This window comes from Kitasatospora sp. NPDC088264 (genome assembly GCF_040685715.1).
Classification (GTDB): Bacteria; Actinomycetota; Actinomycetes; order Streptomycetales; family Streptomycetaceae; genus Kitasatospora.
The window spans coordinates 67952-94225 of the sequence record NZ_JBFBIR010000028.1 but is presented as its reverse complement, the minus strand read 5'-3'; the positions used below and the strand labels follow the sequence as shown (position 1 = coordinate 94225).

Here is a 26274-nt window from a genome sequence, read left to right as displayed (position 1 = left end):
GTACCGGCGACGGGGCCGGACTGGATCGGACGGGACGAGGGCCATGGCCGGGCAGACACGGCGGCGCGGGGCAGCGCTGGAGGAGGCGATCCTCCGGGCGGCGGTGGCGGAGCTCACCGAGTCCGGATTCGCCGGGCTGACCATGGACAAGGTCGCCGCCCGCGCCGGCACCAACAAGAACGCCCTCTATCGCCGCTGGCCCAACCGCCTGGCCCTCGGCATCGCCGCCTACAAGCAGCTGGCCACCGCCGCCGTGCCTCCCGACACCGGTGAACTACGTGGGGACGCCCTGGAGTTGCTCCGCCAGGCGAACCGGCACTGGAGCTCCCCGCTCGGCGCGATCCTGCGCGAACTCCTGGCCGCCGCCGGTGGCGCGGCGGAGTTTCTGGCGCAGCTCCAGGACCAGTCCGGCGAGGCCGCGGCCGCCCCCTGGCTCACCGTCCTGGGGCGCGCGGTCGCCCGCGGCGAAGCGGCCCCCGAGGCGCTCCACCCCAGGGTCGCCACGGTGGCGGTGGTGCTGCTGCGCAACGAGTTCGTGGTGCGGGGCGTGCCGACCGCGCCCGACGACGTCCTGATCGAGATCGTGGACGAGGTCTACCTGCCGCTGATCCGGCGCCGCGGGCCGTCGGACGTCTGAACGGACACGGCCCTGGAGCGGCGCCCAGCGGGACTCGTCGGTCGGGCTGAGGGCGGGCCGAGGGCGGGCGCGGGCCTCCGGGTTCAGGAACCGCCGAGGTGGCGGGCCTCCAGGTACACCGTCCGCTCGGTCTGCCCGGGGTCGGCCAGCACGCTGAAGCGGCTTCCGGTGGAGGTCGTGAAGTCGACGAAGAGGTCGTAGGTCACGTTCTTGTCGAAGGACCAGCCGAAGGTCCGGGTCTCGGTGTCGGAGTCGAAGCCCGTCCCGGCCCCCTGCCCGGGGCTCCAGGGGACGGGGCGGGCCAGGTCCACCGAGTGGTCGGCGAGGAAGCGGTCCACGCAGTCCTTCGGTGCCCGGAAGCTCAGGTTCAGGACCTCCCCGGGGTACTTCGCCGATCCGTGGAACCCGACGCCCTGAAGGTCGCACGCGGGCAGGTCCAGCCCGAACGCCTTCGTCACCTTTTCGAGGGTCTGCCCCTTCGGGCTGCCCGGGTACGCCCTCGGATCCGGATCCGGGTCCCCGGCCGCGCAGCCGGCCGCCAGGGCGACGGCGGCGGTCGCGGCCGCGACCAGCGCGGCCGAGCGTCGCGCCGGGCGGGATGTGAACGGCCTTGCTGCGCCTCGCCCTTGCATGAATGTCCCCTCCCCGGACGGGTGCCGTCCCGCAGGGAGGGCCCCACGGGACGGTACCGAAGGCGGATCGGATGATCAACCGGCGTGGGCGCCCGGCAGGATCCGCCGGAGGGGGCCTAACTGTTCCCGGCGACCAGGGAGTTGGTGAGCCGGTCGGCGACGGTGGCGTCGAGGGGGGCGTGGCCGAGGATGAAGCGGTACCAGAAGACGCCGTAGACCTGGTCGACGATCAGGTCGAGGTCGGTGTCGTCGGCGAGTTCGCCGCGTTCGCGGCCGCGGGCGAGGAGGTCGCGCAGGGTGGTGCGGCGGGTGGCGGTGAAGGTCTGCATGAGGTCGGCGAGGTGGGGGTCGCGGGCGGCTTCGCGGACGAGGGTGCGCAGGGCGGGGGCGGTGGTGTCGCGCTGGGAGCCGTCGAAGGTGGTGGCGATGAAGGCGCGGAGGTCGGTGCGCAGGGTGCCGGTGTCGGGGCCGGGGACGTCCTGGTCGGCGCGGTCGGTGAGGGCGTCGAGCAGGACGGCGCCCTTGGAAGGCCACCAGCGGTAGACGGTCTGCTTGCCGACGCCGGCGCTGCGGGCGATGGCGTCGATGGTGACGGGGGTGCCGTCGGACTCGGCGAGCAGGTGCAGGGCCGCATCGAGGATCGCCTGGTGGGCGGCCTCGTTGCGGCGGCGTCCGGTGTGCGGGCGGGCTTCGGTCATGGGGTTCCCTTTCTTCTTCCCCCGCTTGACAAGACTAGCAGTCTCGATAACATTATTGACGGAACTAGCGGTCTCGACAATATGAAGGACACGCCACCATGAGCACCACGTCAAACCTCTTCACCGGACAGCGCGTCGTCGTGATGGGCGGCAGCTCGGGCATCGGCGAGGCCGCGGCCACCGCCTTCGCCGCGGACGGCGCCGAGGTCGTGATCACCGGCCGCGGCCGGGACCGGCTGGACGCCGCCGTCGCCCGGATCGGCGGCAGGGCCACCGGCCACCAGCTGGACGCGGCCGACCCCGAGGCCGTCGCGGCCTTCTTCGCCCAGTCCGGCACCGTCGACCACCTGGTCGTCGCGGTCAGCGGCGCGGCCGGCAGCGGTCCGTTCGCCCAGCTCGACCTGGCCGACCTCGCCACCGGGTTCGACGCCAAGTTCTGGCCGCAGGTCCGCGTTCTCCAGGCGGCGCTGCCGCACCTGCGGTCGGACGGATCCGTCACGCTGATCACCGCGGCCTCCGCCCGCGCCGCGTTCCCCGGCACCGCCGGACTCGCCGCCATCAACGGCGCGCTGGAGGCGATGGTCCCGCCGCTGGCCGTCGAACTCGCCCCGCTGCGGATCAACGCCGTCTCGCCCGGCGTCATCGACACCCCGTGGTGGGACCGCGTCCCGGCCGGGCAGCGGACGGCGCTGTTCGACGGTCTCGCCGCCACCACCCCGGTCGGCCGCGTCGGCCGGGCCGAGGACGTCGCGCAGGCGATCCACCTGCTGGCCGCCAACACCTTCGTGACGGGCGTGGTGTTCGACTGCACGGGAGGGGCCAACCTGCCCACCGGGCGCTGAACGAACCGTCGGCCGACCGGGCCCGGCCCGTAGCCGGCTCCGGCCCGCAGCAGTGCCCGGCCCGGAGCCGTCTCCGGGCCGGGGGTTGTCACAGCTCAGCCGTACGGTTCGGTCATGAGCGTTCCCGACCTGATCCCCATCCGGTACGAGCCCGACTACCGCACCCGCACCATCGGCCGGTGCGAGGGCGGCCAGTTCCTCGCCTCCGTCACGGCGGCCTTCCCGGAGGTCGGGGCCGACGTCGAGAACTGGCAGGCGCAGAAGCGCTGGTTCGCGGTGCTCCACCGCTTCGACGACGCCGGCCGGCACCTCGACTCGCGCATCCACTCGACCGGCACGACGGCGGACGGCGAGAAGGCGGCCGTCGAGGCCGCCCGCGTACTCCTCGCCGACTGGCTCGACGCCCTCCCCGGCCGCGCGTACGGGGACATCGCCATCGCGCCGTTCGCCGTCCGGGTCGAGGGGTCGCTGTTCGGGCTGGTCATCGAGACGGACGAGGAGGACGAGACGGACGAGGAGGACGAGGACAAGGAAGAAGAGGGCGAGGACGGCGAGGGCGGGGTCTGGGCCGAGCTCTACCCCGACGGCCTCGGCTTCCACGCCCCGTGGGACGGCTGCTACGACACCTGAGCCGCGGCCACCGTCACCGCTTCGCCTCCTGGCGGCCCTTGAGGAACACCCCTGGCACCGGGCCGACCCCTGCCGAGGCGGGGGTCGGCCCGTGAGGTGCGGTCAGCCCGCGTACTGGGCGAAGATCTTCGCGAACTCGTACGGCTGCTGCGCGATGTTGGTGCACTTGGAGAGCGAGCCGCCGGTGCAGGCGTTGGCGTCGCGGGTGGCGTCCCAGAAGGCCAGCAGGCCGAGGTGGTTCTGCCGGGCGAAGGTCACCAACTGCTGGGCGGCGGCCTGGTTGTAGATCTGGTGGTCGTCGTTCTCGCCGATCATCGGGGTGACGCCGACCATGGCCCACAGCTGGGCGTCGGTCTTCGCCGGGTAGAGCGCCTTGAGCTGGCCGAACAGGGCCTGGGCGGCCTGCACGGCGGCGTTGCCGTAGTCGGTGCCGGTCCGGTAGTAGTCCATCGCCATGATGTTCACCAGGTCGACGGCGACCCCGGCGTCGCGGGCGGACTTGACGATGGCGACGCCTTCGGTGGTCAGGCCCTCGGGCAGGACGGGCAGGGTGAAGGAGACCTTGAGGCCGGGGTGGGCCTGCTGGAGCTTGGCGAGCGCGGCGGAGCGGCGGTCGTTGGAGGCGGTGTCGGCGATGGCCGCGCCCTCGATGTCGAAGTCGACGTAGCGCAGGTTGTAGGCGTTGACCACGGCGTCGTACTCGGCGAACAGCGAGTCCACGGTGGTGCAGGCGGCGGCGAGTTCGGTGCCGCTGGCGCCGCCGAAGGAGAGCTTGACGTCGCCGCCGGCCGCGCGCAGCGCGTCGATCTGGTCCTTGGCCCAGCCGGTGCGCGGGTCGTAGGCGTTGAACCAGCTGGCCTTGCAGCCGACGCCGGTGACGAAGCCCATGGTGTAGGCCTTGAGGTTGCCGGACTTGGCCATGTCGGGCATGGACGGGGTGGGCCAGGCGCCCATGTCGATGTAGGGCGCGACGGGGACGGCGACGTTCGGCGGCGGGGTGCTCGGGCCGCCGGTGGGCGTGCCGGTGGGGCCGCCGGTCGGGGTGCCCGAAGTGGGCGGCGGGGTGGTGGGGTTGCCGCCGCCGGGGCCGGTGAGCGTGATGTCGTCGGCGAGGTAGGCGCCCTGCCCGTACCAGCCGTGCAGGTAGACGGTGACGCTGGTGGTGGCCGGGCCGGTGGTGAAACTGGTGGACAGCTGCTGCCAGTTGGCGCCGCCCGGCGTCCAGATGGCCGGGTCGGTGACGCCGCTGCCGGTGGCACCCAGGTAGACGTACTGGCCCTGCACCCAGGCGCTGAGGTTGTACGTGGTGTTGGGCTGGACGGTGACGGTCTGGCCGCACTGTGCGGTGTCGCTCGCGCCGACCGTCCCCTTCAGTGCGTAGCTGCCGCTGTGCGCACCGGAGTTGACGACGCTGCCGGTCCCGCCGGAACAGCTCCACGGGCTGAGCGTGCCGCTCTCCAGGCCGGGGTTGGCCAGCAGGTTGCCGTCGGCGGCGCCGGCGTTCCCGGCGAGCGTGGCGAGGCCGCCGGCGGCGAGCGCGGTGGCGGCGGCGAGGCTCAGCAGCTTGGTGCGACCGGCGGTGCGGCGGTGCGTGGGGGCGGGCTGGGGCGCGCTGGGCATGGGGGTGCCTCTCGGGACGTGGGGCCGCCCGCGCCGCGAAGGGGGATACGCGGGGCGGGCGGCAGCATGGGGGCTGGTCCGGTGCGGGGGAGGAGCGCGGTGCTGAGCATCAAACTGGACTAGACCAGCTGTGCACGTCAAGCACTTCCGGGGCATCGGAAGCCCGCTGTGGGAAGGTTTTAGGAACGGTTTAAGGCTCTGGGATCCCGCTCCTGGAACACCGCTCCGCGCCCTCGGACGGCACCCCTGTCGACCTCCGGCGCCCTGGCAGGAGGATTTTCGGCTCCCGGCAGGAGGCGGCCGCGAAAGCGACGGCGGTGAAGGCCGGGCCGCGGAGTCGACCCGACGAACTTCGTGCCGCCCACGATTCCGTTGCCGCCGATGGCACTTGCCGTGATGGCGCCCGCGCCGATGGTCCGGGTCAGCGAACCCTGAGCGTCCCATTCGGCTTCGGCGTAGCTCTTCCGGTAACTGACCCTGTCAGGGCTCGTCGTGCGGGGTGAAGCACTTTAAGCGAGGGGGAAACAACGGTCGGCAAGGAGGAGAAGGCCCGCCCGCTGGTCTCGAACCGGCGGGCGGGCGGGCGGTTCAGTGGATCACCCGCAGCACGGCTTGCACTCCTTGACCTGGACGTCGTCCACGACCGGGCCGGCCGAGCCCGCGTTGGTGCTGGCGAAGGTCAGCGTGGTGGAGGCGTTCCGCGCGACGAAGCTGAACTGGCGCCCCACGTAACCCATGTTGGTCGGCGTCTTGCCGGTGATGTCGAAGGAGAAGTCCTGGAAGTCCTGGCCGTCGACGAGCACCCGGCCGGTCTTCACGGTCGGTGCGGCCGACGTGTTGCCGGCCAGCGCGTACGTCACGGAGTAGGTGGCGCCCGGGACGGTGGTGAAGGACTGGGCGACGGCGCCGGTGGTGGCGCCGTTGAGGTCCACCGACTGGTCGCCCTCGGCGGCCTGCCAGAACCCGGCGCCGATCAGGTCGACGCTGCCGGTGGTGACCGTCCACGGGCCGATGGTCTGTCCGGCGCTGAACTCGGCGAAGCTGTTCGCCGGGGCCTTGGGCGACTCGAAGCTACCGTCGTCGAAGCGGCTGAGGGCGCGGTGGCCGCCGGCGGCCTGCGCCGGGACGGTCACGGCGGTGGCGGCGGCCACGATCACGGCGACGGCGGCGAGGCGGGTGCGCGAGAACGTCATGGGTTCCTCCCCAACGGGATACGACTGGATGAGCCGATGATCGGCTGTGCCCAGAGGGTCCGCCGTCGCCGTGAGCCCTGCCAAGACCGGGCGGATGGCGCCCGGTGGTGCGGAGGTTCCGCCGACGGGCTCCCGCGCGCCGGTTTGACGGGTGATCACCTGGTGTCGGCCGGGCGGCCGGCCTGCGCCCGCCCGGCGGCGGGCCGTGGTGCGAACGCACGGTTCGGATGGTCGTGTCCGCTCGCATGGTGGTGAAGTCCGTCGCACGCGCTCCGCCTGCGCCTCGGGCGCATCGCACCCCCGGGTGAGCCGAGGGCCGCTCATATGATCAACGGCCCCTCTGGCGGTCGGCGGATCGGAAGTGGATCCGAGGCGGATCCGAGGCGCGTCCGGACGGGCTTGACCTTGAGTGCACTCCAAGGTGAAAGCTGGACGCGTTGATCCACCGCAGCACCCCGCGAGCGGCCAAGCACACCACCACGATCGGAGCACCGTCATGCGCAACGCCACGTTCGGTACCAACGGCCCGGAGACCGGCGTCATCGGCCTCGGCTGCATGGGGATGACCTGGGCCTACGACGTGCAGAACCGGGACGACGAGAACTCCGTCCGGGTGATCCGGCAGGCGCTGGACCTCGGTGTCACCCTGATCGACACCGCCGACATGTACGGCCCCTACACCAACGAGGAGGTGGTCGGCGCCGCGCTGGCCGGCCCGTACCGGGAACGCGCCTTCCTCGCCACCAAGGTCGGCATCGTCCCGGGCGGGTCCGGCCAGTCGGCCCGCGACGGCAGCCCCGAGCACGTGCGCCGCTCGATCGACGACAGCCTGCGCCGCCTCGGCACCGACCACGTCGACCTCTACCAGCTGCACCGGGTCGACCCGGCCGTCCCGATCGAGGAGACCTGGGGCGCCCTCGCCGAGACCGTCGCGGCCGGCAAGGCCCGCCGGATCGGGCTCTCCGAGGTGACCGTCGAGGAGATCAAGCGGGCCCAGTCGGTGCACCCGGTGGCGTCCGTGCAGTCCGAGCTCTCGCTCTGGACCCGGGACGTGCTGGCCGAGGTGCTGCCGTACACCGAGGAGCAGGGCATCGCCTTCCTGCCGTTCTCGCCGCTCGGCCGGGGCTTCCTGACCGGCAGCATCGCCTCCTTCGACGAACTGCCCGCCGACGACTTCCGCCGCCGGCTGCCGCGCTTCCAGCAGGACGCGCTGAAGGAGAACCTGGCACTGGTCGGCAGGGTCAAGGAGGTCGCCGAGCGGATCGGCGCGACGCCCGCGCAGGTCGCGCTGGCCTGGGTGCTGGCGCAGGGCCGGTACGTCTTCCCGATCCCGGGTACCAAGACGCCGCGCTACCTGGTGGACAACGCGGGCGCGGCCGAGGTCGTGCTCTCGGCTGCGGACCTGGCCGACCTGGACGCGCTGCCGACTCCGACCGGCGAGCGGTACTGAGCTGAGCGGCGAGCGGTACTGAACGGCGAGCGGTGTTGAGCGGCGAGCGGTACCGAGCGGCATGGGCCGTCCGGGTGGCCGGCCCCGCCTCGGAACGCCGTCAGGCCTCCCGGACCCAGATCAGCTGCCGCCCGGTCTCGGCGGGAGCCCGGACGGCGGCCTCGGCGACCCGGTCGAGCCGGTAGCCGAGCTTGCGCGGGACGGCCGCGCTGGCGCCGTTCGCCTCGTCGCAGTGGATCTCCACCCGCGCGATGCCGGGCAGCGCCAGGGCGGCCTCGGTCAGCGCCCCGGCCGTGGTGGTGGCGATGCCGCGGCCGGCGTGCCGGGCGGCGACCCAGTAGCCGATCTCCAGTGCGCCGGGGCCGATCCGGCCGTGCAGGCCGAGGGCGCCGACCACGCCGCCGGGTTCGGCGTCCAGGCCGACCAGGTACATGAAGTCGGTGCCGGCCTCCCAGGCGAGGGAGCCGGCCCGGGCCAGCTCGGCGGTCTGCGCCCGGGTGGGGGGCTCGGCCGCCCACTCCATCCAGGGCCGCAGGTGGTCCAGGTTGGCGCGGACGGCCTTGTTGAGCGCCACCGCGTGCGTGCTGCGGCGGCGCAGCAGCGAGATCCCGCCGGGCAGCCGCAGTTCCTCGGGCGGCCGCCCGGCGGTGACGGCGGCGGGAGCGGGCACGTGGAGCGGGGCGGGCGGGTACTTGCAGGACCGTGACTGCGGGTGGCTCATGGCCGCGATTATGTCCTTGGCCGGGACCTGTCACCAATGAATTCCAGACGGCCTCCCACCAGGCCTCTCACCGGTCCCCGCCACACCCCGGCGCGCCCGGCCGCACCCCCGGCGCACCGGGGCGCGCACACGCCCGGCGGTCAGAGCCGGATCAGCACCTCGTCCAGCTCCTTGCGCCGCAGATCCGGCACCCGCGCCCCCTCGGCCGGGTAGCCGACCGGGATGACGTACGCGGCGCGCTCCTCCAGCGGACGCTCGCAGACCTCGTTGAGGAACTTCATCGGGCTCGGCGTGTGGGTCAGCGTCGCCAGCCCGGCCTGGTGCAGCGAGGCCAGCAGCAGTCCGACCGCGATCCCCACCGACTCCTTGGTGTAGTAAGGCCGCGGCGAATCGGGCCCCTTGTGCACCTCGAACACCACGATCACCGCCGGCGCGTCCTCCAGGAACGGCTTGCGCCAGTCGGTGCCGATCGGCGCCAGCGCGGCCAGCCACTCCTCCGACGCCCGGTGCGCGTAGAACTCGCGCTCCTCGGCCTCGGCGGCCTCGCGCAGACGCCGCTTGCGCTCCGGGTCGGTGATCACCACGAACCGCCAGGGCTGGACGTGCGCACCGCTGGGCGCGGTGTTGGCGGTCCGGATCGCCCACTCGACGACCCCGTCCGGGATCGGGTGGGTCGCGTAGTCGCGGACGGTCCGGCGCTGCGCCATCACGTCGTGGAAGGACCTGCTGCGGGCCTCGGCCTCGTGGGCCGGCACCGTCATCGGGGTGAGGGGGACGGTCGGATAGGGCGTCCCTGCCACTGCACTGTCAACCATGGCCGACAGCACAGCACATGACGGCCGCGCCGGGAAGAGGTCGAGACCAATCCGCAGATCAGGTCCATCCGGCAGGGCTGCCCGGCACGCCCATCCGGCACGCCCATCCGGCAGGGCCGCCCGGCGGGGCCGCCCGGCCGGGCGGGACTACAGCTCGTGCACCCGCCCGTCCCGGACCTCGATCCGCCGGTTCACCGTGACGGTGTCCAGCATCCGCCGGTCGTGGGTGACCAGCAGCAGGGTCCCGGTGTACGAGCCGAGCGCCGCCTCCAACTGCTCGATCGCGGGCAGGTCCAGGTGGTTGGTGGGCTCGTCCAGCACCAGCAGGTTGACCCCGCGCGCCTGGAGCAGCGCCAGCGCGGCCCTGGTGCGCTCGCCGGGGGAGAGGGTGCCGGCCGGGCGCTTCACGTGCACCGCCTTGAGGCCGAACTTGGCCAGCAGGGTGCGCACCTCCTCCGGCGTGAACTCCGGGACGGCGGCGGCGAAGGCGTCCGCCAGCGGCTCGCCGCCGAGGAACAGCCCGCGCGCCTGGTCCACCTCGCCGACCACCACGCCGGAGCCCAACGAGGCGCTGCCGCCGTCGAGTTCGAGCCGGCCGAGCAGGGCGGCCAGCAGCGTCGACTTGCCCGCGCCGTTGGCGCCGGTGATGGCGACCCGGTCCGCCCAGTCGATCTGGAGGTCCACCGGGCCGAAGGCGAAGTCGCCGCGGCGGGCGACGGCCGCGCGCAGGGTGGCGACCACCGAGCCGGAGCGCGGCGCGGTGGCGATCTCCATCCGCAGCTCCCACTCCTTGCGCGGCTCCTCGACCACGTCCAGCCGCTCGATCATCCGCTGGGTCTGCCGGGCCTTGGAGGCCTGCTTCTCGGTGGACTCGGCGCGCTGCGCCTTTCCGATCTTGTCGTTGTCGGAGGACTTGCGGCGGGCGTTGCGCACGCCGTGCTCCATCCAGCCGCGCTGCATCCGGGCCCGGGCCTCCAGCCCGGCCTTGGTGTCGGCGTACTCGTCGTACTCCTCGCGGGCGTGCCGGCGGGCCACCGCGCGCTCCTCCAGGTACGCCTCGTAGCCGCCGCCGTACAGGTTGACCTGCTGCTGGTGCAGGTCCAGCTCCAGTACCTTGGTGACGGTGCGGGCCAGGAACTCGCGGTCGTGGCTGATCAGCACGGTGCCCGCGCGCAGGCCCTTGACGAAGGCCTCCAGCCGCTCCAGGCCGTCGAGGTCGAGGTCGTTGGTGGGCTCGTCCAGCAGGAAGACGTCGTAGCGGGAGAGCAGCAGCGAGGCGAGGCCGGCCCGGGCGGCCTGGCCGCCGGACAGCGCCGTCATCGGCAGGTCGAGCGAGACCTTCAGGCCGAGCGAGTCGGCGACCTCCTCGGCGCGCTCCTCCAGGTCGGCGCCGCCCAGCTCCAGCCAGCGGTCCAGGCTCGCCGCGTACGCGTCGTCGGCGCCCGGGCGGCCCTCGACCAGGCCCTCGGTGGCCTCGTCCAGCGCGGTCTGCGCGGCCGCCACGCCGGTGCGACGGGCCAGGAAGCCGCGCACCGACTCGCCCTCGCGCCGCTCCGGCTCCTGTGGCAGGTGGCCGATGTTGGCGGTCGCCGGGCTGAGCCGCAGCGAACCGCCCTCGGGGGTGTCCAGCCCGGCCAGCAGCCGCAGCAGCGTCGACTTGCCGGCGCCGTTCACGCCGACCAGGCCGATCACGTCACCGGGGGCGACGACCAGGTCCAGGCCGGAGAAGAGGGTGCGTTCGCCGTGACCGGCGGCGAGGTCCTTGACTACGAGTGTGGCGCTCATGATGAGCCCGATTGTAGGAGGAGCGGGCCGGGTGGCGGAAAAGCCCGGGGCCGCGGCGCGGCTGCCGCGACCCCGGGGACCGGCCGCGCGGGCCGGTCAGGAGGTCACTTGGACTTCTTCGAGAAGTAGTCGAACATCCGGGCCGCCACGTCGTCCAGGTACGGGCCGGCCTCCCAGGTGCTGGCGCCGTTGCCGATCGAGGTGTCGCTGACCAGGGCCGGCTTGCCGTCCTTGGCGGCGACCCAGCCGCCGCCGCTGCTGCCGCCGGTCATGTTGCAGCCGATCATCAGCATCGCCGGGCGGCTCGGGTCGCCGGTCTTCTTCACCGGCTTCCCGCTGTCGCAGTGGTCCAGCTCGACGCCGTCGAACGGCTTGCCGGCCGGGTAGCCGTAGGCGCTGACGCTGCTGAGCTGCTCACGCGGGGCGTTGAACCAGATCGGCACGGAGCCGCCGACGGTCTCCTCCAGCGACTTGCCGTCGCCGCTCGGGTTGGCGACCTTGATGATCCCGAAGTCGTACTGGCTCCACGGGCCGCCGTGCTCCGGGTCGGCCTCGGCCGACCACTGCGGCGAGACCATGCCGGCGGTCGCGCCCCACTCGCCGTACGGCTCGGCGGCGGTCTCGTTGGCCTGCTTGCCGCCGCTCAGCAGGCCGTTGCTGTTGTAGGCCGGGGCGAAGGAGATGTTGGTGTAGTACGTGCCGCCCTTGCCGCCGTTCAGGCAGTGGCTGGCGGTCCAGACCAGGTTGCTCTTGCCGGGGTTGGCCGGGTCGGAGACGACGGTGCCGGAGCACACGTAGTCCTCGTTCCCGTCCTTGAAGAAGAGCTTGCCATTGACGTGCAGGTTCTTCGCGAACGGGTGCTGGGTCGGCTTGGCCTCGATGACGGTGGGCAGTGCGTCGCCGGTGCTCGGGGGCTGGGCGGTGGTGGGCTGCGCCGGGGCCGGGGCGGCCGGCTTCGAGGTCGGCTGTGCCGGGGCCGCGCCGGTCGGCTGGGCGGGCGGCTGCGTCGGGTCGGGCTGCGGCTGCGGCATCGGCTTGGGCTTGGCGTTCAGGATCCGCTGCAGGGTCCAGTAGCCCTTGACCGCCGGAGTGATCACGTTCTGCTGGGCCCACTTGTCCCAGTCCTCGAACTTCCAGGTCTTCAGCTCTTCGGCGGTCGGCAGCTTGATCGGCGCCGCGCCCGGCTTGCCGGTGGCGCCGGCCGCGGCCGTCGGAGCCGTGGTCCGGGCCGTGACCGGGTCGCTGTTGTCCGGGCCGCACGCGGTCGCGGCCAGCACGGTCAGCGCGGCGACGGAGGCGCCCAGGACGGCACGGTTCGGCCGGTACATCGGTGACATGAGTTCAGATCCCCCTGTGAATAACCGCCACGCGACCCCTTCCTCGGGTACGGCTCCGGGGAGCCGCAGGCGTAGCAGGGGAGGAGTCTGCCATGCGGATAAAGGCCCCTTACGCACACCCCCGGACTGGGGCGGGGCCGTCACCGGATCGGCACCGGACCGGCACCCGCCCTCCTCCGGGCGCCCGGAATCCGGTCGGGCGAGCCGCTTCCCGACGCGTGTCCAGGGGTGCTTCCCGGTGCGCCGAAATTCGGTTGCCCGGGTCCGGCGCCGTGCGTAGCGTGGACGGAGTCACCCGCCAGACAAGGAGAAGGCCGTTGCTCTACTGAGGTCCCGAGACACCGCCCCCGCCGCGCAGGCCCTTCGCCGCGCGGTGTGCGAGTGTGCGACCTCAGTCACGGCCCCGTGGCGAGCCCGATCCGGCTGATCCGGATCCGCCCCGTCCTCCCCCGGCCGTACCGGCCCGCACCCGCGGTGTCTCCCCGTGTTGCTCATCGTTCCCTTCGGCAACCACCCGGGAGGCCCTCCATGGCACAACCCACCACCGCCGTCCTCTGCACCGATCTCACCTTCGAGTGGCCCGACGGCAAGCCCGTCCTGGACGGCTTCCACCTCGCCGTCGGCCCCGGCCGCACCGGCCTGATCGGGCTCAACGGCGCCGGCAAGTCCACCCTGCTGCGGCTGATCGCCGGCGAGCTGACCCCGACCGGCGGCACCGTCCGGGTCGACGGCGAACTCGGCTACCTGCCCCAGGGGTTGACGCTGGACACCACCGTGCGGGTGGACGAGGCGCTCGGCATCCGGGCCACCCGTGAGGCCCTGCACGCCATCGAGTCCGGGGACTCCGACCAGCGCCACTTCGACGCCGTCGGCGACGACTGGGACGTCGAGGAGCGCGCCCGCGCCACCCTCGACCGGCTCGGCCTGCACCGCCTCGGCCTCGACCGCACCACCGGGGAGCTCTCCGGCGGCGAGGCCGTCCTGCTGCGCCTCGCCGCCCTGCTGCTGCGCCGCCCCGACGTCCTGCTGCTCGACGAGCCCACCAACAACCTGGACCGGACGGCCCGGGAGCGGCTCTACGAGACGGTCGCAGGCTGGCACGGCGTCATGCTGATCGTCAGCCACGACCGCGAACTGCTCCAGCACGTCGACCAGATCGCCGACCTGCGGGACGGCGCGGTCACCTGGTACGGCGGCAACTTCGCCGAGTACGAGCGCACCCTCGCCGCCCAGCAGGAGACCGCCGAGCGGCTGCTGCGCAACGCCGAGGCCGACGTCGAGCGCCAGAAACGGGACTTGACCGAGGCCCGCACCCGGCTGGACCGCAGCGCCAGCTACGGCAAGAAGCGCTCGGTCACCCGCAACGACCCGCACATCTTCGCGGGCAAGCTCAAACGCCAGGGCCAGGAGACGGCCGGGCGGCTCCAGGGCATGCACACCGAGCGGCTGGAGGAGGCCCGGCAGCGGCTCACCGCCGCCGAGGAGGCGGTGCGCGACGACGCCGAGATCCGGATCGACCTGCCGCGCACGGCCGTCCCGGTCGGGCGCACCGTGCTCACCCTGCAGAAGGTCCGGCTGCCCTACGGCACCACCGCCGACCTCGACCTGCGCGGCCCCGAGCGGATCGCCCTGGTCGGCCGCAACGGCTCCGGCAAGACCACCCTGCTGCGCACCATCGCGGGCGAACTCGCCCCGCTGGAGGGCGAGGTCAGCACGCCGGTGCCGTTGCGCCACCTGCCGCAGCGGCTCGACCTGCTGGACGACAAGCTGACCGTGGCGGAGAACGTCAAGCTGTTCGCCCCCGCCGCCGGGGACAACGCGATCCGTGCCCGGCTGGCCCGCTTCCTGTTCCGCGGCGGCCGGGCCGACCAGCCCGCCGCCACCCTCTCCGGCGGCGAGCGGTTCCGGGCCACCCTGGCCGCGCTGCTGCTGGCCGACCCGCCGCCGCAGTTGCTGCTGCTCGACGAGCCGACCAACAATCTGGACCTCGCCAGCGTCCGCCAGCTCACCCAGGCGCTCGCCGCCTACCAGGGCGCGCTGATCGTGGCCAGCCACGACGTGCCGTTCCTGCGCGGCCTGGGCCTCACCCGGTGGCTGGAGCTGGACGGCGAACTGCGGGGGGTGGATCCGATGTAGGGGGACCGGTGCGGCGCGGGCGGCCCCGCCCGCGACGCGGCCGCTACTGCTCGCCGAGGACGCGGCGGGCCGTGCTCAGGGCGGAGTCCTTGAGCCCGGCCAACTCCTCATCGGTGAACACCGGTGTGCGGACGTCCGGCGGGATGCCGGGGCCGTCGAAGGTGCTGCCGTCGGGCGTGAGGTACTTCTCGTTCGGCAGCACCACCATGAAGTCCGGCGAGAGGGTCTTGATCAGCACGTCGGAGAAGACGCCCTGGGTGTTCTCGCCGATCCGGACGACGTGCGGGGAGCGGCCCATCAGGGTCTGGGTGAAGGTCTCGGCGGCGCTGATCGACAGCGAGGAGGTGAGCAGGGCGACGGGGCCGGTGAAGTGCTCGGTGCACGCGGGCCGCACCACGACCGGCTGCGGCCGGGTGAACTTCGTGGGGTCGGCCGGGTCGTCGCGGGCCACCTTGCGGTAGGCGACGTACGGGCGGTCGGTGAGCCGGGCGGCGATCTGCTGCCCGAGCGCGTCCGAGCCGCCGCCGTTCAGCCGGACGTCGATCACCAGGCCGTTGAGCCGGTCGGGGTCGGCGAGCAGGGCGTCCAGGGCCCGGTCGAGCTCCTTGGCCTGGGCGGCGAATCCGCCGGTCGCGTAACCGTCGAAGCCGCTCACCCGCAGGTAGCCGACGCCGTCCGGGAGCCGGCCCACGCCCAGCCGACTCGCCCCCTGCGCGTTGACGGCGAACTCCTTTTCGGGGCCGGTCAGTTGTGCGTCGACGGCCCTGCGGGCCGCGTCCCGCAGGGCGGGCGTCGACTTCAGCGAGCCGTCGCGCCGGCCGGAGTAGACGCCGGTCGGGCCGGTGCCGGTCACCCGGGCCAGACTGGTGTGCGCGTCCTTGAGCGGGGTCAGCAGGTCGATGAAGATCTGCTGGAGCTGGTCGGTGGTGGTCGCCGGAGTGATCTTCGCGCGCTGCTCGTCGCGGGCCGCGTGCCAGTCGATCCCCTTGGCGGCGAAGAAGGGGTAGTTCTCCTCGAAGGTCTCCCAGAACCGGTCGAAGACCGCGAGCGGGTCGTTGGGGGCGGGCCGGGTGCACAGCGCCGGCAGCGCGTCCAGGCGGCGCAGTGTCTTGGTGCCCGTCCCGCCCTCCTCGACGTCGATCGCCCGGCGCCCGCCCGGCTGCGGGGTGAGGGTGAGGGCGTTGTCGCCCAGGACGTACCGGACGGTGCCGTCCCGGCCGGGGGCGCCGTCCTGCGTCCCGGTGACCCACCCCGGCACGCAGCTGTGCGTCGTCACGTCGTAGGTGGCCAGGCTGCTCCCGGAGACCACGGCCACCAGGCCGTACCCGTCCATCTGCCAGACCCCCTGGAGGGACCCGCCCCGCCTGTCCTGGCCGTCGGCCTGCGTCGCGGCCACCCCCGGCGCCGCCACCACGACCGTCATCGCGAGCGCCACCGCCGTGGCCGCCACCGCCCTGCCGACCGCCGCCCTGCCCACGGCCGCCCCGCTCGCCGTCGTCCTGCTCGCTGCGGCCCTGCCCACTGCCCTGCGCGTCATCTCCGGCCTCCGTCGAACCGCCCGGCCTCCCCCGCGGAACCGCTCCGCCGCCTTGCCCCCGACGCTACGGCGGCCCCCACCGCCCCGGCGTCATCCCGCGCGCCCGACCCCCGCCCGACTTCGGGGCTACCCGCGGCTCCGCCGAAACCACTCCGTGGGGGTATCGACAGCAAACCCTTTTGACGGTGGGTGAAAATCCTCCGTCGGTGGTCCCAACTCCGGTGCGCTCCAGTACCATCGGCGCCATGCCTGCGCTCAACATCGAGTACACGGAGCACGAGCTCGCCGCGATCCGCGAGGCCGCCGCCGCGGACGGCAAGAGCATCAAGGCGTACATCCACGACCTGAGCGTGCGGGAGCAGCAGCGGCGGGTGTTCGTGGACCACGCGGTGGCGTTCTGGAAGTCGCACCGGGCGGAGTTCGACGCCGCGTTCCCGGAGGACGCGCCGGCGGCGTGAACGGCGCGGCGGGGGTGCGGGGATGATGCTGCTCCACGTCGACCTGCGCTGGCTGCTCGACGTGCAGGAGCTGGCCTCGCCGGAGGACCTCAGCGTGCGGGACTACTCCGCGCTCCAGGCCGCCGTCGCCCGGCACCGGGTGAACACCGCGCAACTCGGCCACGACGCCGACGCCGCCTGGTGCGCGGCCACCCTGATGCACACCATCGTGCTGCTGCGCCCCTTGCCGGTGCGCAACAACCTGTACGCCTGCGTGACGACGGCCGCGTACATGCACGCGGCCAAGGAGGGCATCGACCCGCCGTACGGGGCGCTGGTCGAGCTGGCCCGCGACATCGCGGCGGGCGGGGCGGACGTGTTCGCGGCGGCCGACCGGATCCGCTCCTGGCGGATCTGAGGCCGGCCGCCGCGCGGACGGTCACCCGGGAAGGGAGCCCCCGGGAGAGGGCGACCCCGGGAAGGGCGCCATCTGCGCCCGGGCATTCAGGACTTGGCGGACCTCAGCTTGCCCGCGACCAGCGTTCCCAGCCGGTCCAGGCCGACCACGGCGGCGGCCAGCACCACGAACTCGACCGTCAGCAGGGCTATCTGGCCCCAGACGTAGCCGTAGCCCTTGGTGGTGGGGTCGAAGAAGAAGTAGGGGTAGGGCGTCGGGTAGTCGTCGAACAGCGCGTTCCGGGCGAGCACGATCGCCGCGTAGCCGAGCGGGAAGGCCAGCCAGAGCGGGATGTCCTTCCAGGCCGCCGCGTTGCGCGGCTTCAGCACCAGCCAGTCGGCGATCACCATCACCGGCGTCACGTAGTGCAGGAAGAACGACGACCAGTGCGCGAGCTTGTCCGGCCCGCTGACCAGCCCGGGCAGCGGGTTGGCGCCGTGCTGGAGCAGGACGTGCGAGACCAGCCCGGTGATCAGTATGTACAGGGTGGCGGCGCCGCGCAGCCGGGGCGCGGGCGCGTCCACGGTGTCGCGCTTGAGCATCCAGTACACGGCGCCGATGAAGTAGCCGAGCACGATGACGTTGCTCTGCACGGTGAAGAACACCAGCGGCGCGGTTCCGAGGGTCAGGCCGAGGCCCGCCGAGAGCACGATGCCCATGCGCCACCACAGCGCGGGGCGGGTCCGGACTGTCATGCGGCCACCAGTTCGTTTCAGGCGATACGGGAGGTATCGGACGGCTAAGGGGGAACGCCGCACTCTACTCGCAGGTAGCGGGGGGACGGAAGAAACGGTCCTGCTCGGGACTGGACCCGCCGGACTCCGCAGCCCGGCTGGACTCCAACGGCCCCGTCGGCCTCTGAGGCCCCCTCGGCTCAACCCGGCAGGACGAAGCCCGACTCGTACGCCGCGATCACCACGCGGATCCCGTCGCGGGCCCCGTCGCGGCTTTCGCCGTGCACGCTTTCGCCGTGCGCGCTCCCGCCGTGGTCGTCCTCGTTCATCGTGTCCCTCCCACCGGCAGCCAGACGGCCAGCCGCCACGTCGTCCCGCACTCGCTCGGCCCCGCCGTGCTCCCGCCGCACAGGGCGGTCACGCGCTCCCCGATCCCGCGCAGCCCGCGCCCGCCGCCAGGGCGGCTCGGGCGGGCGGGGCCCAGCGGGTTGGTGAGTTCGATCTCCAACCGGCCCCCGGCCAGGACGACCCGCAGTCCGGCCGGCGCGGGCCCGGCGTGCCGCAGCACGTTGGTCAGGCCCTCCTGCACGATCCGGTACGCCTCCCGGGAGACCCTGGCGGGCAGCCGGGCCAGGCCCGGGGCCAGCTCGGCGTTCACCGTCACACCGGTGCGGGCGAGTTGGCGCAGCAGGTCGTCCAGCCCGCCGAGCGTCGGCCCGGCGGGCCGGTCGGCGTCGGCCTCCTCCTCGCGCAACAGCCCGAGCACGGCGTCCAGTTCGGCGACGGCCGCTCGCGTGGTCCGCTCGATCGCCTGGAGTGCCTCGGCGGCGAAGTCCGGGTCGGTGCGCAGCACCCGGGCGGCCGCCGAGGCCTGGATGCCGACCGCGCTGAGCGCGTGCCCGACCGAGTCGTGCAGTTCGCGGGCCAGCCGGTTGCGCTGGGCGAGCACGGTGGTCCGGCGTTCGGCGGCGGCCAGCCGCTCCTCCGGGGTCGGGCCGAGCAGGGCCGGCGCCCAGCGGGCCAGCAGGGCGCCGCAGCCGGCGCTGGTGGCGACGATCAGCAGCAGGAGGGCGAGGCCCAGCGCCGGGCCGGTGAGCATCCAGCCGGGGAAGCGGCCCTCCCAGTACCTCGCGAGATCCTCGGTGCCGGTGAAGGAGAACAGCAGCACCACCGCGAACGGCGTCCCGCCGAGCGTCATCCCGGCCACCACGCCGCCGAAGAAGAGGTGCAGCACGTACCAGAGCGCGGTGCGTCGGCGCGCCGCCCACGAGCGGGCCGGCCCAGCGGCCAGTTCCTCGGGCCGCTGCGCCGCGCACAGCGCCCGGGCCGCGGCCCCCTCCAGCGCCCGTACGGTCGGCACCAGCGCGGTGGCGGCGGCCATCGGCAGGGAGGTGAACAGCGCGGTGAGCTGTAGGAGCGTCTGGCGCAGTTGCCCCTGGTCCGGGTCGAGCGCCCCGAGCATCACCACCGAGAGCAGCCAGTACGGCATCAGCAGCGCGCCGCCCAGCACCAGGTGCACCCAGCGCAGCCGGGCCCACCGCCCCAGCAGCGCCCCCGCCGCCCGCCGCATCCGGCCGCCCGCCCCCGTGTTCACCCGGGTGACCCTGCGTCAGCGGGTGCGCGGCCCGCGGCCGCCCGTCCGGCCGGCGCCACCGCGCCCGCCGACGGGGCCGGCAGTAGCCCGGGCCGGCGCCGCGCGTCCTCCCTGGTCCTCATGCCGTCCACGGTCCCGCCGCCCCCCCCCGGGCCGACGCGTCAACCCGGCGAACGGTCCCCCTCCCCCTCCAGGGGGATCTTGCCCTGCGACCCTCCTCCCGGGCCGGGGGAGCGTCGTTGACCCGGACACACGCCTCACGAGACACGCAGGTGGACGGGAGAGGACACCGCCATGGCCGAACCGTCCGTACCGGTACCGCCGCCTCGGTACCCGCACCCGCACCCGCCCCTGCCACCGGTCGCCCCGACGGTGCCCGACCCGCTGCAGCAGCTCATCCAGGCCCAGACCGGCGCGCCGCGCGGCGACGCCACCGCCTACCTGCGGGCGGGGGCGCACCTCGACCCGGCCTTCCGGGACGCGGTGATCGAGGAACTCGCCGAACACCCGTACCGGGTACCGCCGCCGACCCCCGGGGTCGACCTGGCGGCGGTGCTCAAGGAGTGCTACGCGGCCCGGCGGCAGGCGGTGGGGCGGGCGGTGCTGGTCCTGCTGGCCGCGGCCGTGCTGCCCGTGCTCGCGGTGTGCGGCGCCGTCTCCCTCATGGCGTCCGGTCAGGCCGACGTGCCGCACGCGCTCGATGTGCTGCTGCGGTTCTGGCTGCTGCAACTGACCGTCCCCCTGGTGTTCGTGGCGGCCTGGCTGATCCGGTCCGACCGGCCCCGGCGCCGCCGGACCGGCAACTGGCTGGCCGTCGGCTGCCTGCTCGGCGCGGTCGGGGTGCTCGGGTGGCACTGGATCGCCGCCCTGCTGGCCGTCTGGTTCGCGGTGTCCCTGGCCGGTCGGCGGCGGCTCGAACAGACGCTGTACGAGCTCGGCACCGGCCGGGCCGCCGCCCCCGAGGACCCCCTCCGCAAGGACCTGTACCGGCGGCTCGCGCGGCAGCAGGCCGACCCCGACGTCGTCTACAGCGACTACGCGCCCTTCGTCGGCGCCGGGATCGAGATCGACCACTGGTCCTTCGCCGACGACCTGCTGCCCGACGGCCCGCTGCCCGAGGACCAGGCCGAACCGGCGGCCACCGCACAGGCGTTGACCGTCCCGGCCGTCCACGCCCGGCTGCGCACCGAACTCGCCCGCCTCGGCGCCGCCGACACACCCGCCTACCCGGGCGACCGCCTGCACGGGATCGCCGTGCACGACCTCGTGTTCAAGAGCGGCAAGCGCCTCGGCCCCGCCGCCGACTGGTGCGGCCACGGCCCCGGCACCGCGTTCGCCGCCCTCGCCCCGTACGCGGCCCACTGCGCCGCCGCGCTGAACGGGGGCGGGCCGGACCCGGAGCACTGGTGGGTGGAGAGCGTCGACCTCGCCGCCGAGGAACGGCTGCGGCACTACCTGGCGGTGCGGGTCGCGGGCTGGCGCGAGGAGATCGTCGTCACCGTGTTCGTGCGGGCCCAACTCCAGGGCGGGCAGCTGTTCCTGGAGAGCAGGGCCTTCGTGCTGCCGCCGATCGCGCGTGCCTACCACGCGATCGACACCGCGGCCCCGCCCGCCGATCTCGGCGACTGGCTCGGCCTCTGCGCGGCGTCCCTCGCGGCGCTGCCCGCTCTGGTGGCGGGCTCGGTCGGCGTGCTGCGCCGCGCCGCGTGCAGCCGGCGCGCCGTCGGGCGCAACGCGCTCCGCTACGCCCGGATGTGCCGGGAGAACCGGCTGGTCGACCACGGCCCCACGCTGTCCGTCCGGGAGCTGGGAGCGGAGCGCGCGTACCAGCAACTGTTCCAGGAGATGGACGTCCAGCGGTACGTGAAGTGCGTCAGGGCCCGGATCGTGTCGGCCGTCCGCGACTGCCTGCGGGACCACGGCTACCGGACGGACGGGGCGGAGCAGTTGCAGCACGTGGTGATCAACAACGGCGTGCAGGTGCACGGCGACGTCCACGGCGTCGTGCAGACCGGGGACGCGGCCAACGCCTCGTACCGGACGCTCACCACCCCGGCGCCGCGCGTCGGCGGCACCCGGCAGGACTGAACGGCACCAGGAACAGGGGAACAGCGTGAACGACGACGGCCAGGGGATCAGCATCACCGGGAACGTCACGGGCATCGTGCAGAGCGGCAGCCACGCCCGCGCCGAGTACACCCACCAGCAGACCGCCCCCACCCCGGGCGAGGCACCCGAACTGCGCGCCCTGCTCGCGGCGGCGGACGCGCTGCGCGAGCGGCTGCGGGCGCTCGCCCCGGACGAACTGCCGCCCGCCGCCGCGGAGGTGGCCGGGCAGGCGCTCGACGAGCTGGCGGCGGCCGCCCCCGAGGGCCGGCAGCCGGACGGCGGCCGAGTCGGGCGCGCCGTCTTCACGCTCACCGGCGCCCTCGGGGCCGCGACGGCCCTCACCGAGGGCCTGCGGGCCCTGACCTCGGCCGCCGCCCCCTGGTTCTGAGGGCCGCCCTCTGGCCTCTCGCTCGCCCGCTCGCCCGGCCCCCCGGCCTCCCGGCCCGGCCCCTGGGCTCAGGCCGTCCGGTGGATCAGCCGGTCCTCGTCGTCGGTGCGGCCGTCCGGGTCCGGCAGCAGCCCGAGCCGCTCGGCGAGCCGGCGGGACGGCACGTTGTCCGGGTGGATCAGGGCGACCACCGGCACGCCGGGGAAGCGCGGCAGCGCCTCCGCCATCGCCGCCCGGGCCGCCTCGGCGGCGTAGCCCAGGCCCCAGGCGGACGGCCGGAAGCGGTAGTAGAGGTTGAACACCCGCTCGCCGTCCAGCGTGTGCAGGTAGAGCCCGGCGAACCCGATGACCGCCTCCGGCTCCTCCCGGGTGGACACGGTGCAGTACCCCACCCCGTCCCGCGCCCAGTCGGCGACGAAGCCGTCCAGCATCTCCCGGCTCGCCGCCCGGTCGCGGTGGGGTCCGTTGGGGTTGTAGCGGTTGGTCTCCGGATCCCCGTGGATCGCGAACACCGCCTCCACGTCCCCCTCCTGGGGCCGGCCGAGGACCAGCCGCTCGGAGGCGGTGACGATCGTGCGGGTGGCGGGTCCGGTGGCGGGTCCGGTGGTGGTCATGGCGCTTCCCCCGTGTCGTGCGTAATAGGTCTACCGCACCATAGGCCATTACCCCGACAGTCGCCCGACCATTTCCGCCCACCCGCCCCGGCTACAGGATCGGTTCACACCCGATCGCCTTGCCCCCGGCGGTGAGGAACTGGCGCACCAGGTCCTTCTGATCGGGGAACAGGAAGGGCCTTTCGAGGCTGTGCTCGTACCCGCCGTTGACGGTGAAGAAGACGTCCTTGCCCTGACAGGTGGCGACGAGTGTCCCGCCGGCGACCCAGCTGGCTCGCCCGAACTCGGACGGCTCCTTGCCGTCCTTCTGGGCTAGGGCGGTGACCCGCGGCTCGGTGGTGATCGTGAATTCCTGTGACCGACTGTCGTGCCTCGGGTCCTCGCCGATCGTGCAGGACCAGATCGGGTTGGACGCGGTGGTGACCTGCTGCGGCATGGGCCACTGGGCCTCGGGGTTCTTCGCGGGTGCGAACCCGGGCAGGCCGCAGAGGTTGGTCCAGTCCGGTTCCGTCTGGGCCGCCTTCGCCGACAGGCTCTTCGGTCCTGAAAGTGTCCGGTTCGCGCACGAGCGGGCCTTGGCCACACTGTTGGCGAAGGCCACGGCCAGGCGGGCCCTGGCCTCGTCATGGCCCGCCTCGCTGGTGCTCACCTCGGCACGTACGCCCTTCTGGCACGCCTCGGGGAGCACGGCCCACGCGGCGCCCGGGGTGACCGAGCCGGCCGATTCGCCGGAGAACAGCCGGGCATCCGACGCGGCCAATGCGCCCGGGCCGTCAGCGGTGTTGAGGACGATGGTGAACCGCACGACCTTCTTGGAGGTCTCGAACAAGCCGGAGCTGACCGTGGCGGAGCAGCTGTTCCCGGTGGAGTTCTTCGTCGCCGAGTAGCCCTTCTTGTTCTCACTCATCGGTCCGGACCCCAGCAGGTCGTGCACCTGCTCCGCTGTGGCCGCTCCGTCGCACACGCTGTCGGGCCCGCCGATGTTCGTCAGCCGGTACAGCGCGAAGCCCGCCGCCCCTGCCAGGGCGAGGGAGAATGCCAACAGCACCGCCGTCAACCGCACCCGCAGGGCGCGCGTGGTGAACCCGCGCCGATTGAGTGCCGCGTCGACCCTGCCGGCCAGCCCTACGGCGTCGTCGGGACGCCCGCTCTTGCTCTTGCTCTTGGTCTCCATAGTCCTCACGCCCTGCCGAACACGGTGCGATAGGTGGTGTCGATTCCGTTGTTGTAGGCGGATCCCGCGGTCCTCTGGAGCTGCTGTGGCACGCCCCCGTCGAGGTCCATGGTCTGATGGTCGACTCCGGACATGATCAGCTTGTAGTCGATCATCGCCTTCAGCTGCTGCTGTCCTGCCGAGAAGTGGGAGCTCAGGTTGTCCTGGAGCTTGCTGTCGATCTTGGCCTTGGCGGCGTCGGCGTAGGTGGCCGTCCCGATATCGGCGTAGCGCTGCGCGATGTCGCCCACACCCGGAATCAAGTTCAGGGGTGTGCCGAGCAGGTGGTAATTCATCTTCGCCTGCCAGTCCTGGGCAGACTTGGCGGAGTCCGCGTGGTCGACGACGGAGTCGGCGTACACCGCGTCGAGCGCGCCGAGAGTCCTGCCGGACTCGTGGACGAGGGCATCCAGTCCGTGGTTCACACCACCCGTCGCATCGGGCTTCACCGCGTCGGGGCCGTACCCGTCCAGGCGGCGGGCGATCTCCTGGGTCTCGGCGTGCTGGATGACGGCGAATGCCGCCGGGTCCTCGACGGTGCCTCGGATCAGGCGCAACAGCTGCTCGCGGTTGACGGTGAGCCCGTCCGGCTGGGACGCGCCGTACAGGTCCTTGCCGAGGATCTCGTGCGTGTCCGCAGCGTAGTCGGCGATCATGTCGGCCATCGGCCGACGGAGTCCGGCCGGAAGGGACGTCTTGTCCCCGGGGCCGGTGCCCGCGAACGACTTCATCGTCTCGTCCATGATCTGCGACATGACCTTGTCGTGCGGGCGGACGACCGGTTGGTCGCTGTGTGGGTCCCGACCGGTCGTGGCCGCCTCCAGGGCATAGCCGAATGCGCTACGGGAGGGAGTGAAGTCGGCGGGAACGTTCTGCTCGTTTCCCTGGAAGGGCCACTTCCGGTCGTGCAGCAGGTAGTCCAGGTTCTTGCTCTTCCCGGGGTCGAAGAAGTCCTTCGACGCCTCGGGGTTGCGGCTGAACGCGTTCATCAGACCGCCCATCGGGTCGGACTGGTCGACCCGGCCGTTCCAGTTCGGGCCCCAGAGGTCCTCGCCCTTGGCCTTGCTGGTGCGCTCGTAGTCGACCAGGTCGTTGCCGACCTTGAGCAGGAACGCCTTGTCGTACGTCCCCTTCGCCCCCATCAGCGCCGTCAGCGCCGGGTAGTTGTCGTTGAACCCCGCCGCAGAGCCTCCCGGGCGGCGGGCGGCGGCCAGCAGGCCGTCCTCCCAGGCCTTGCCCATTCCTCCGTCATGGGTGGCCGTGGCGAGCACCACCGACAGGTTGCCGTAGACGTCCTGGTAGCCCTTGGCGTTGTGGTTGCCGTGGGCGAGGCCGTCGTAGACCTTGCTGTACTCCAGCAGGGCGTCCGGGCCGGTCTTCCCGCCGTAGTCGAGGCCGTTGAGCAGCGTGGTGGAGAAGTCCTTGTTGCCCGCGTTGGCGGCCATGATGTCCTGCAGTTGCTTCAGCTGCGGATCGCTGAGGCTGCCGGCCTTGGCCATCAGGTCCTTGGCCCGGTTGGCGTCGGCGACCGGGCCGCCGCCGTAGGGCGTGGGGTTGAAGGCCGTGGTGCTGGTGCCGATGTCGCCCTGGAGTGCGGCGGTGGCCCGCTGGTCGGCGGAGTCGGCCTTCTCGACGGCCTTCGTCAGCCGGGCCGCGATGGCCTCGGCCTTGGCCGCGAGCGTCTGAGCCAGCTTCTCGCCGTCGGGGTCGTTCCTCGTCTCCTTCGGCAGGGTCCAGTTGACCTGGCCGTCCGCGGCGACGGTCATGTTGTCGCTCTGGGCGTCGTGGATCGCCGTGTCGAGGTCGCGGCGGGCGGCGGCGAAGTCCTCGGCGGCGGTCTTCATGATCGCGGCGAGGGCGGTGGCGACGGCCGAGGCCTGCTTGAAGTCGCCGTCGACGGTCTGGAGCACCTTGGTCGCGTCGTCGGCCGCCGCGCCCTTCCAACCGGCCCGCTGCGCGGTGCTGGTGAGGTCCTTGGCGACCCGGCCGTCCAGGGCGGTGAGGGCCTTGGCGACGCCGGCCCAGGCTTCGGCGGCGTCGGTGATCCCGGAGAAGTCGGCCTCGTGCAGTTCCTTGAAGGACACCATGTGTCCGGGTTCCCCCTTCTGGTCTTCCAACTGCTGTTCTTCTGGGACCAAACAGGGCCAAACAGCGCCTAGCGGCCCGCGCGGAGGTCGGCGGCGGTCGCGGCTTCGTTGGCGCTGTAGGACTGCCGGGTCCTGTCGAGGTTGCCGGCGGCCTTGCCGAGCGTGTCGTGCAGGGCCTTGCACTGCTGCATCCAGCGCTCGGTGCAGCCGGTGAGGGCGCCGCCGAAGGAGAAGCCGCGGATCCTGGTCGACGCGGTGCTCGCGTACTCGGTGAGGCTGTGTGCGCCGGGCCCGGCCTTGCCGTTCGCGTTGTCGAGGTCGGTGGCGATCTGTCGGGCCATCCCGGCCGAGGCGTTGAGTTCGTGCGGGACGTCCAGCCGGGTGGTCACCAGACCCGGGGCGAGGACGGGCGCGGGCACGTTGCCGCCACCGGACTGGACGGGTGGGGCGTACGGCGCGGTCCTGGCCGAGCCGGGTGCCGGAGCCGAGGCCGGCGAGACCGGCCCGGTGGTGAAGTACGGGCTAACCATGTGTGTGCAACTCCTTCTCGTCGAGAAGGGGTCAATCCCCCTGTGGCATGACGACGGTACAGGGACCCTCCGTCAGTGCACTGACGCACCCTCCGTGTTCGCGGTCGCACGGCGGGTGGATGGGGGAGGAGGTCTTGT

General features: G+C 73.0%; 25 protein-coding genes. 9 read left to right on the top strand and 16 right to left on the bottom strand.

What is annotated here, in order from left to right; translation table 11 throughout:
- The first annotated feature begins 43 nt into the window (after positions 1–43).
- Positions 44–637, top strand: coding sequence for a TetR/AcrR family transcriptional regulator (locus AB0O82_RS22195; protein ID WP_363585701.1), 594 nt, complete (start codon positions 44–46; stop codon positions 635–637).
- An 83-nt stretch (positions 638–720) separates the two neighbouring features.
- Here the strand turns inward: AB0O82_RS22195 and AB0O82_RS22190 are convergent, their stop codons facing one another.
- Both AB0O82_RS22190 and AB0O82_RS22185 read right to left on the bottom strand, forming a co-directional pair.
- Positions 721–1269 carry a hypothetical protein gene (locus AB0O82_RS22190; RefSeq protein WP_363585700.1) on the bottom strand — a complete coding sequence of 183 codons (549 nt, stop codon included), beginning with the start codon at positions 1267–1269 and terminating at the stop codon, positions 721–723.
- Positions 1270–1385: 116 nt separating this feature from the next.
- On the bottom strand, positions 1386–1967 hold the full coding sequence (locus AB0O82_RS22185) for a TetR/AcrR family transcriptional regulator (RefSeq protein ID WP_363585699.1): 582 nt from the start codon (positions 1965–1967) through the stop codon (positions 1386–1388).
- 98 nt (positions 1968–2065) lie between these two features.
- Between AB0O82_RS22185 and AB0O82_RS22180 the strand changes: the two genes are divergently transcribed.
- Positions 2066–2809: an SDR family oxidoreductase gene (locus AB0O82_RS22180; protein ID WP_363585698.1), complete on the top strand. Its 744-nt coding sequence runs from the start codon at positions 2066–2068 to the stop codon at positions 2807–2809.
- 114 nt (positions 2810–2923) lie between these two features.
- On the top strand, positions 2924–3439 hold the full coding sequence (locus AB0O82_RS22175; protein ID WP_363585697.1) for a hypothetical protein: 516 nt from the start codon (positions 2924–2926) through the stop codon (positions 3437–3439).
- Positions 3440–3541: 102 nt separating this feature from the next.
- Here the strand turns inward: AB0O82_RS22175 and AB0O82_RS22170 are convergent, their stop codons facing one another.
- Together AB0O82_RS22170 and AB0O82_RS22165 are read right to left on the bottom strand one after the other, a co-directional pair.
- A complete protein-coding gene (locus AB0O82_RS22170) occupies positions 3542–5059 on the bottom strand; it encodes a carbohydrate binding domain-containing protein (RefSeq protein ID WP_363585696.1) in 1518 nt (505 codons plus the stop codon).
- Between the two features lie 596 nt (positions 5060–5655).
- Positions 5656–6252, bottom strand: coding sequence for a choice-of-anchor C family protein (locus AB0O82_RS22165; protein WP_363585695.1), 597 nt, complete (start codon positions 6250–6252; stop codon positions 5656–5658).
- Positions 6253–6748: 496 nt separating this feature from the next.
- Here AB0O82_RS22165 and AB0O82_RS22160 point away from each other — a divergent pair, with 496 nt between their 5' ends.
- Positions 6749–7702, top strand: coding sequence for an aldo/keto reductase (locus AB0O82_RS22160; protein WP_363585694.1), 954 nt, complete (start codon positions 6749–6751; stop codon positions 7700–7702).
- Positions 7703–7802: 100 nt separating this feature from the next.
- On the opposite strand, the gene AB0O82_RS22155 is transcribed toward AB0O82_RS22160, so the two are convergent.
- The 4 genes from AB0O82_RS22155 to AB0O82_RS22140 all read right to left on the bottom strand — a co-directional run bounded on the left by AB0O82_RS22155 (position 7803) and on the right by AB0O82_RS22140 (position 12360).
- A complete protein-coding gene (locus AB0O82_RS22155) occupies positions 7803–8423 on the bottom strand; it encodes a GNAT family N-acetyltransferase (RefSeq protein WP_363585693.1) in 621 nt (206 codons plus the stop codon).
- Positions 8424–8563: 140 nt separating this feature from the next.
- On the bottom strand, positions 8564–9238 hold the full coding sequence (locus AB0O82_RS22150; RefSeq protein ID WP_363585692.1) for a nitroreductase family protein: 675 nt from the start codon (positions 9236–9238) through the stop codon (positions 8564–8566).
- 147 nt (positions 9239–9385) lie between these two features.
- Entirely contained in the window at positions 9386–11023 is a 1638-nt protein-coding gene (locus tag AB0O82_RS22145; protein WP_363585691.1) for an ABC-F family ATP-binding cassette domain-containing protein, read from the bottom strand.
- A gap of 104 nt (positions 11024–11127) precedes the next feature.
- Positions 11128–12360 carry a hypothetical protein gene (locus tag AB0O82_RS22140; protein WP_363585690.1) on the bottom strand — a complete coding sequence of 411 codons (1233 nt, stop codon included), beginning with the start codon at positions 12358–12360 and terminating at the stop codon, positions 11128–11130.
- A 528-nt stretch (positions 12361–12888) separates the two neighbouring features.
- Here AB0O82_RS22140 and AB0O82_RS22135 point away from each other — a divergent pair.
- Positions 12889–14496, top strand: a complete 1608-nt coding sequence (locus AB0O82_RS22135; protein WP_363585689.1) for an ABC-F family ATP-binding cassette domain-containing protein — start codon at positions 12889–12891, stop codon at positions 14494–14496.
- Positions 14497–14539: 43 nt separating this feature from the next.
- Here the strand turns inward: AB0O82_RS22135 and AB0O82_RS22130 are convergent, their stop codons facing one another.
- A complete protein-coding gene (locus tag AB0O82_RS22130; RefSeq protein ID WP_363585688.1) occupies positions 14540–16033 on the bottom strand; it encodes a S41 family peptidase in 1494 nt (497 codons plus the stop codon).
- 245 nt (positions 16034–16278) lie between these two features.
- On the opposite strand from AB0O82_RS22130, the gene AB0O82_RS22125 reads away from it, so the two are divergent.
- Together AB0O82_RS22125 and AB0O82_RS22120 are read left to right on the top strand one after the other, a co-directional pair.
- Positions 16279–16491: a hypothetical protein gene (locus AB0O82_RS22125; RefSeq protein WP_063351004.1), complete on the top strand. Its 213-nt coding sequence runs from the start codon at positions 16279–16281 to the stop codon at positions 16489–16491.
- 25 nt (positions 16492–16516) lie between these two features.
- Complete coding sequence (locus tag AB0O82_RS22120) at positions 16517–16888, top strand: toxin Doc (protein WP_363585711.1); 372 nt, start codon at positions 16517–16519, stop codon at positions 16886–16888.
- 86 nt (positions 16889–16974) lie between these two features.
- Here the strand turns inward: AB0O82_RS22120 and AB0O82_RS22115 are convergent, their stop codons facing one another.
- From AB0O82_RS22115 to AB0O82_RS22105, 3 genes are all read right to left on the bottom strand, one after another.
- The gene (locus AB0O82_RS22115) at positions 16975–17622 is read right to left on the bottom strand and encodes a Pr6Pr family membrane protein (protein WP_363371201.1); all 648 of its coding nucleotides are present in this window, start codon (positions 17620–17622) and stop codon (positions 16975–16977) included.
- A gap of 179 nt (positions 17623–17801) precedes the next feature.
- Complete coding sequence (locus AB0O82_RS22110; RefSeq protein WP_363585687.1) at positions 17802–17930, bottom strand: hypothetical protein; 129 nt, start codon at positions 17928–17930, stop codon at positions 17802–17804.
- Positions 17927–19195 carry a histidine kinase gene (locus AB0O82_RS22105; RefSeq protein WP_363585686.1) on the bottom strand — a complete coding sequence of 423 codons (1269 nt, stop codon included), beginning with the start codon at positions 19193–19195 and terminating at the stop codon, positions 17927–17929. Before AB0O82_RS22105 ends, AB0O82_RS22110 begins: the two co-directional genes overlap by 4 nt.
- 294 nt (positions 19196–19489) lie before the next feature.
- Between AB0O82_RS22105 and AB0O82_RS22100 the strand changes: the two genes are divergently transcribed.
- A complete protein-coding gene (locus AB0O82_RS22100; RefSeq protein ID WP_363585685.1) occupies positions 19490–21283 on the top strand; it encodes a hypothetical protein in 1794 nt (597 codons plus the stop codon).
- A gap of 25 nt (positions 21284–21308) precedes the next feature.
- Complete coding sequence (locus AB0O82_RS22095; RefSeq protein ID WP_363585684.1) at positions 21309–21692, top strand: DUF5955 family protein; 384 nt, start codon at positions 21309–21311, stop codon at positions 21690–21692.
- 68 nt (positions 21693–21760) lie between these two features.
- Here AB0O82_RS22095 and AB0O82_RS22090 read toward each other — a convergent pair whose 3' ends face one another.
- The 4 genes from AB0O82_RS22090 to AB0O82_RS22075 form a co-directional block, all read right to left on the bottom strand.
- The gene (locus tag AB0O82_RS22090; protein WP_363585683.1) at positions 21761–22306 is read right to left on the bottom strand and encodes a GNAT family N-acetyltransferase; all 546 of its coding nucleotides are present in this window, start codon (positions 22304–22306) and stop codon (positions 21761–21763) included.
- A 91-nt stretch (positions 22307–22397) separates the two neighbouring features.
- A complete protein-coding gene (locus AB0O82_RS22085; protein WP_363585682.1) occupies positions 22398–23480 on the bottom strand; it encodes a hypothetical protein in 1083 nt (360 codons plus the stop codon).
- A 5-nt stretch (positions 23481–23485) separates the two neighbouring features.
- Entirely contained in the window at positions 23486–25606 is a 2121-nt protein-coding gene (locus AB0O82_RS22080; protein ID WP_363585681.1) for a hypothetical protein, read from the bottom strand.
- A gap of 68 nt (positions 25607–25674) precedes the next feature.
- Positions 25675–26136: a hypothetical protein gene (locus AB0O82_RS22075; RefSeq protein WP_363585680.1), complete on the bottom strand. Its 462-nt coding sequence runs from the start codon at positions 26134–26136 to the stop codon at positions 25675–25677.
- Positions 26137–26274 lie beyond the last annotated feature (138 nt).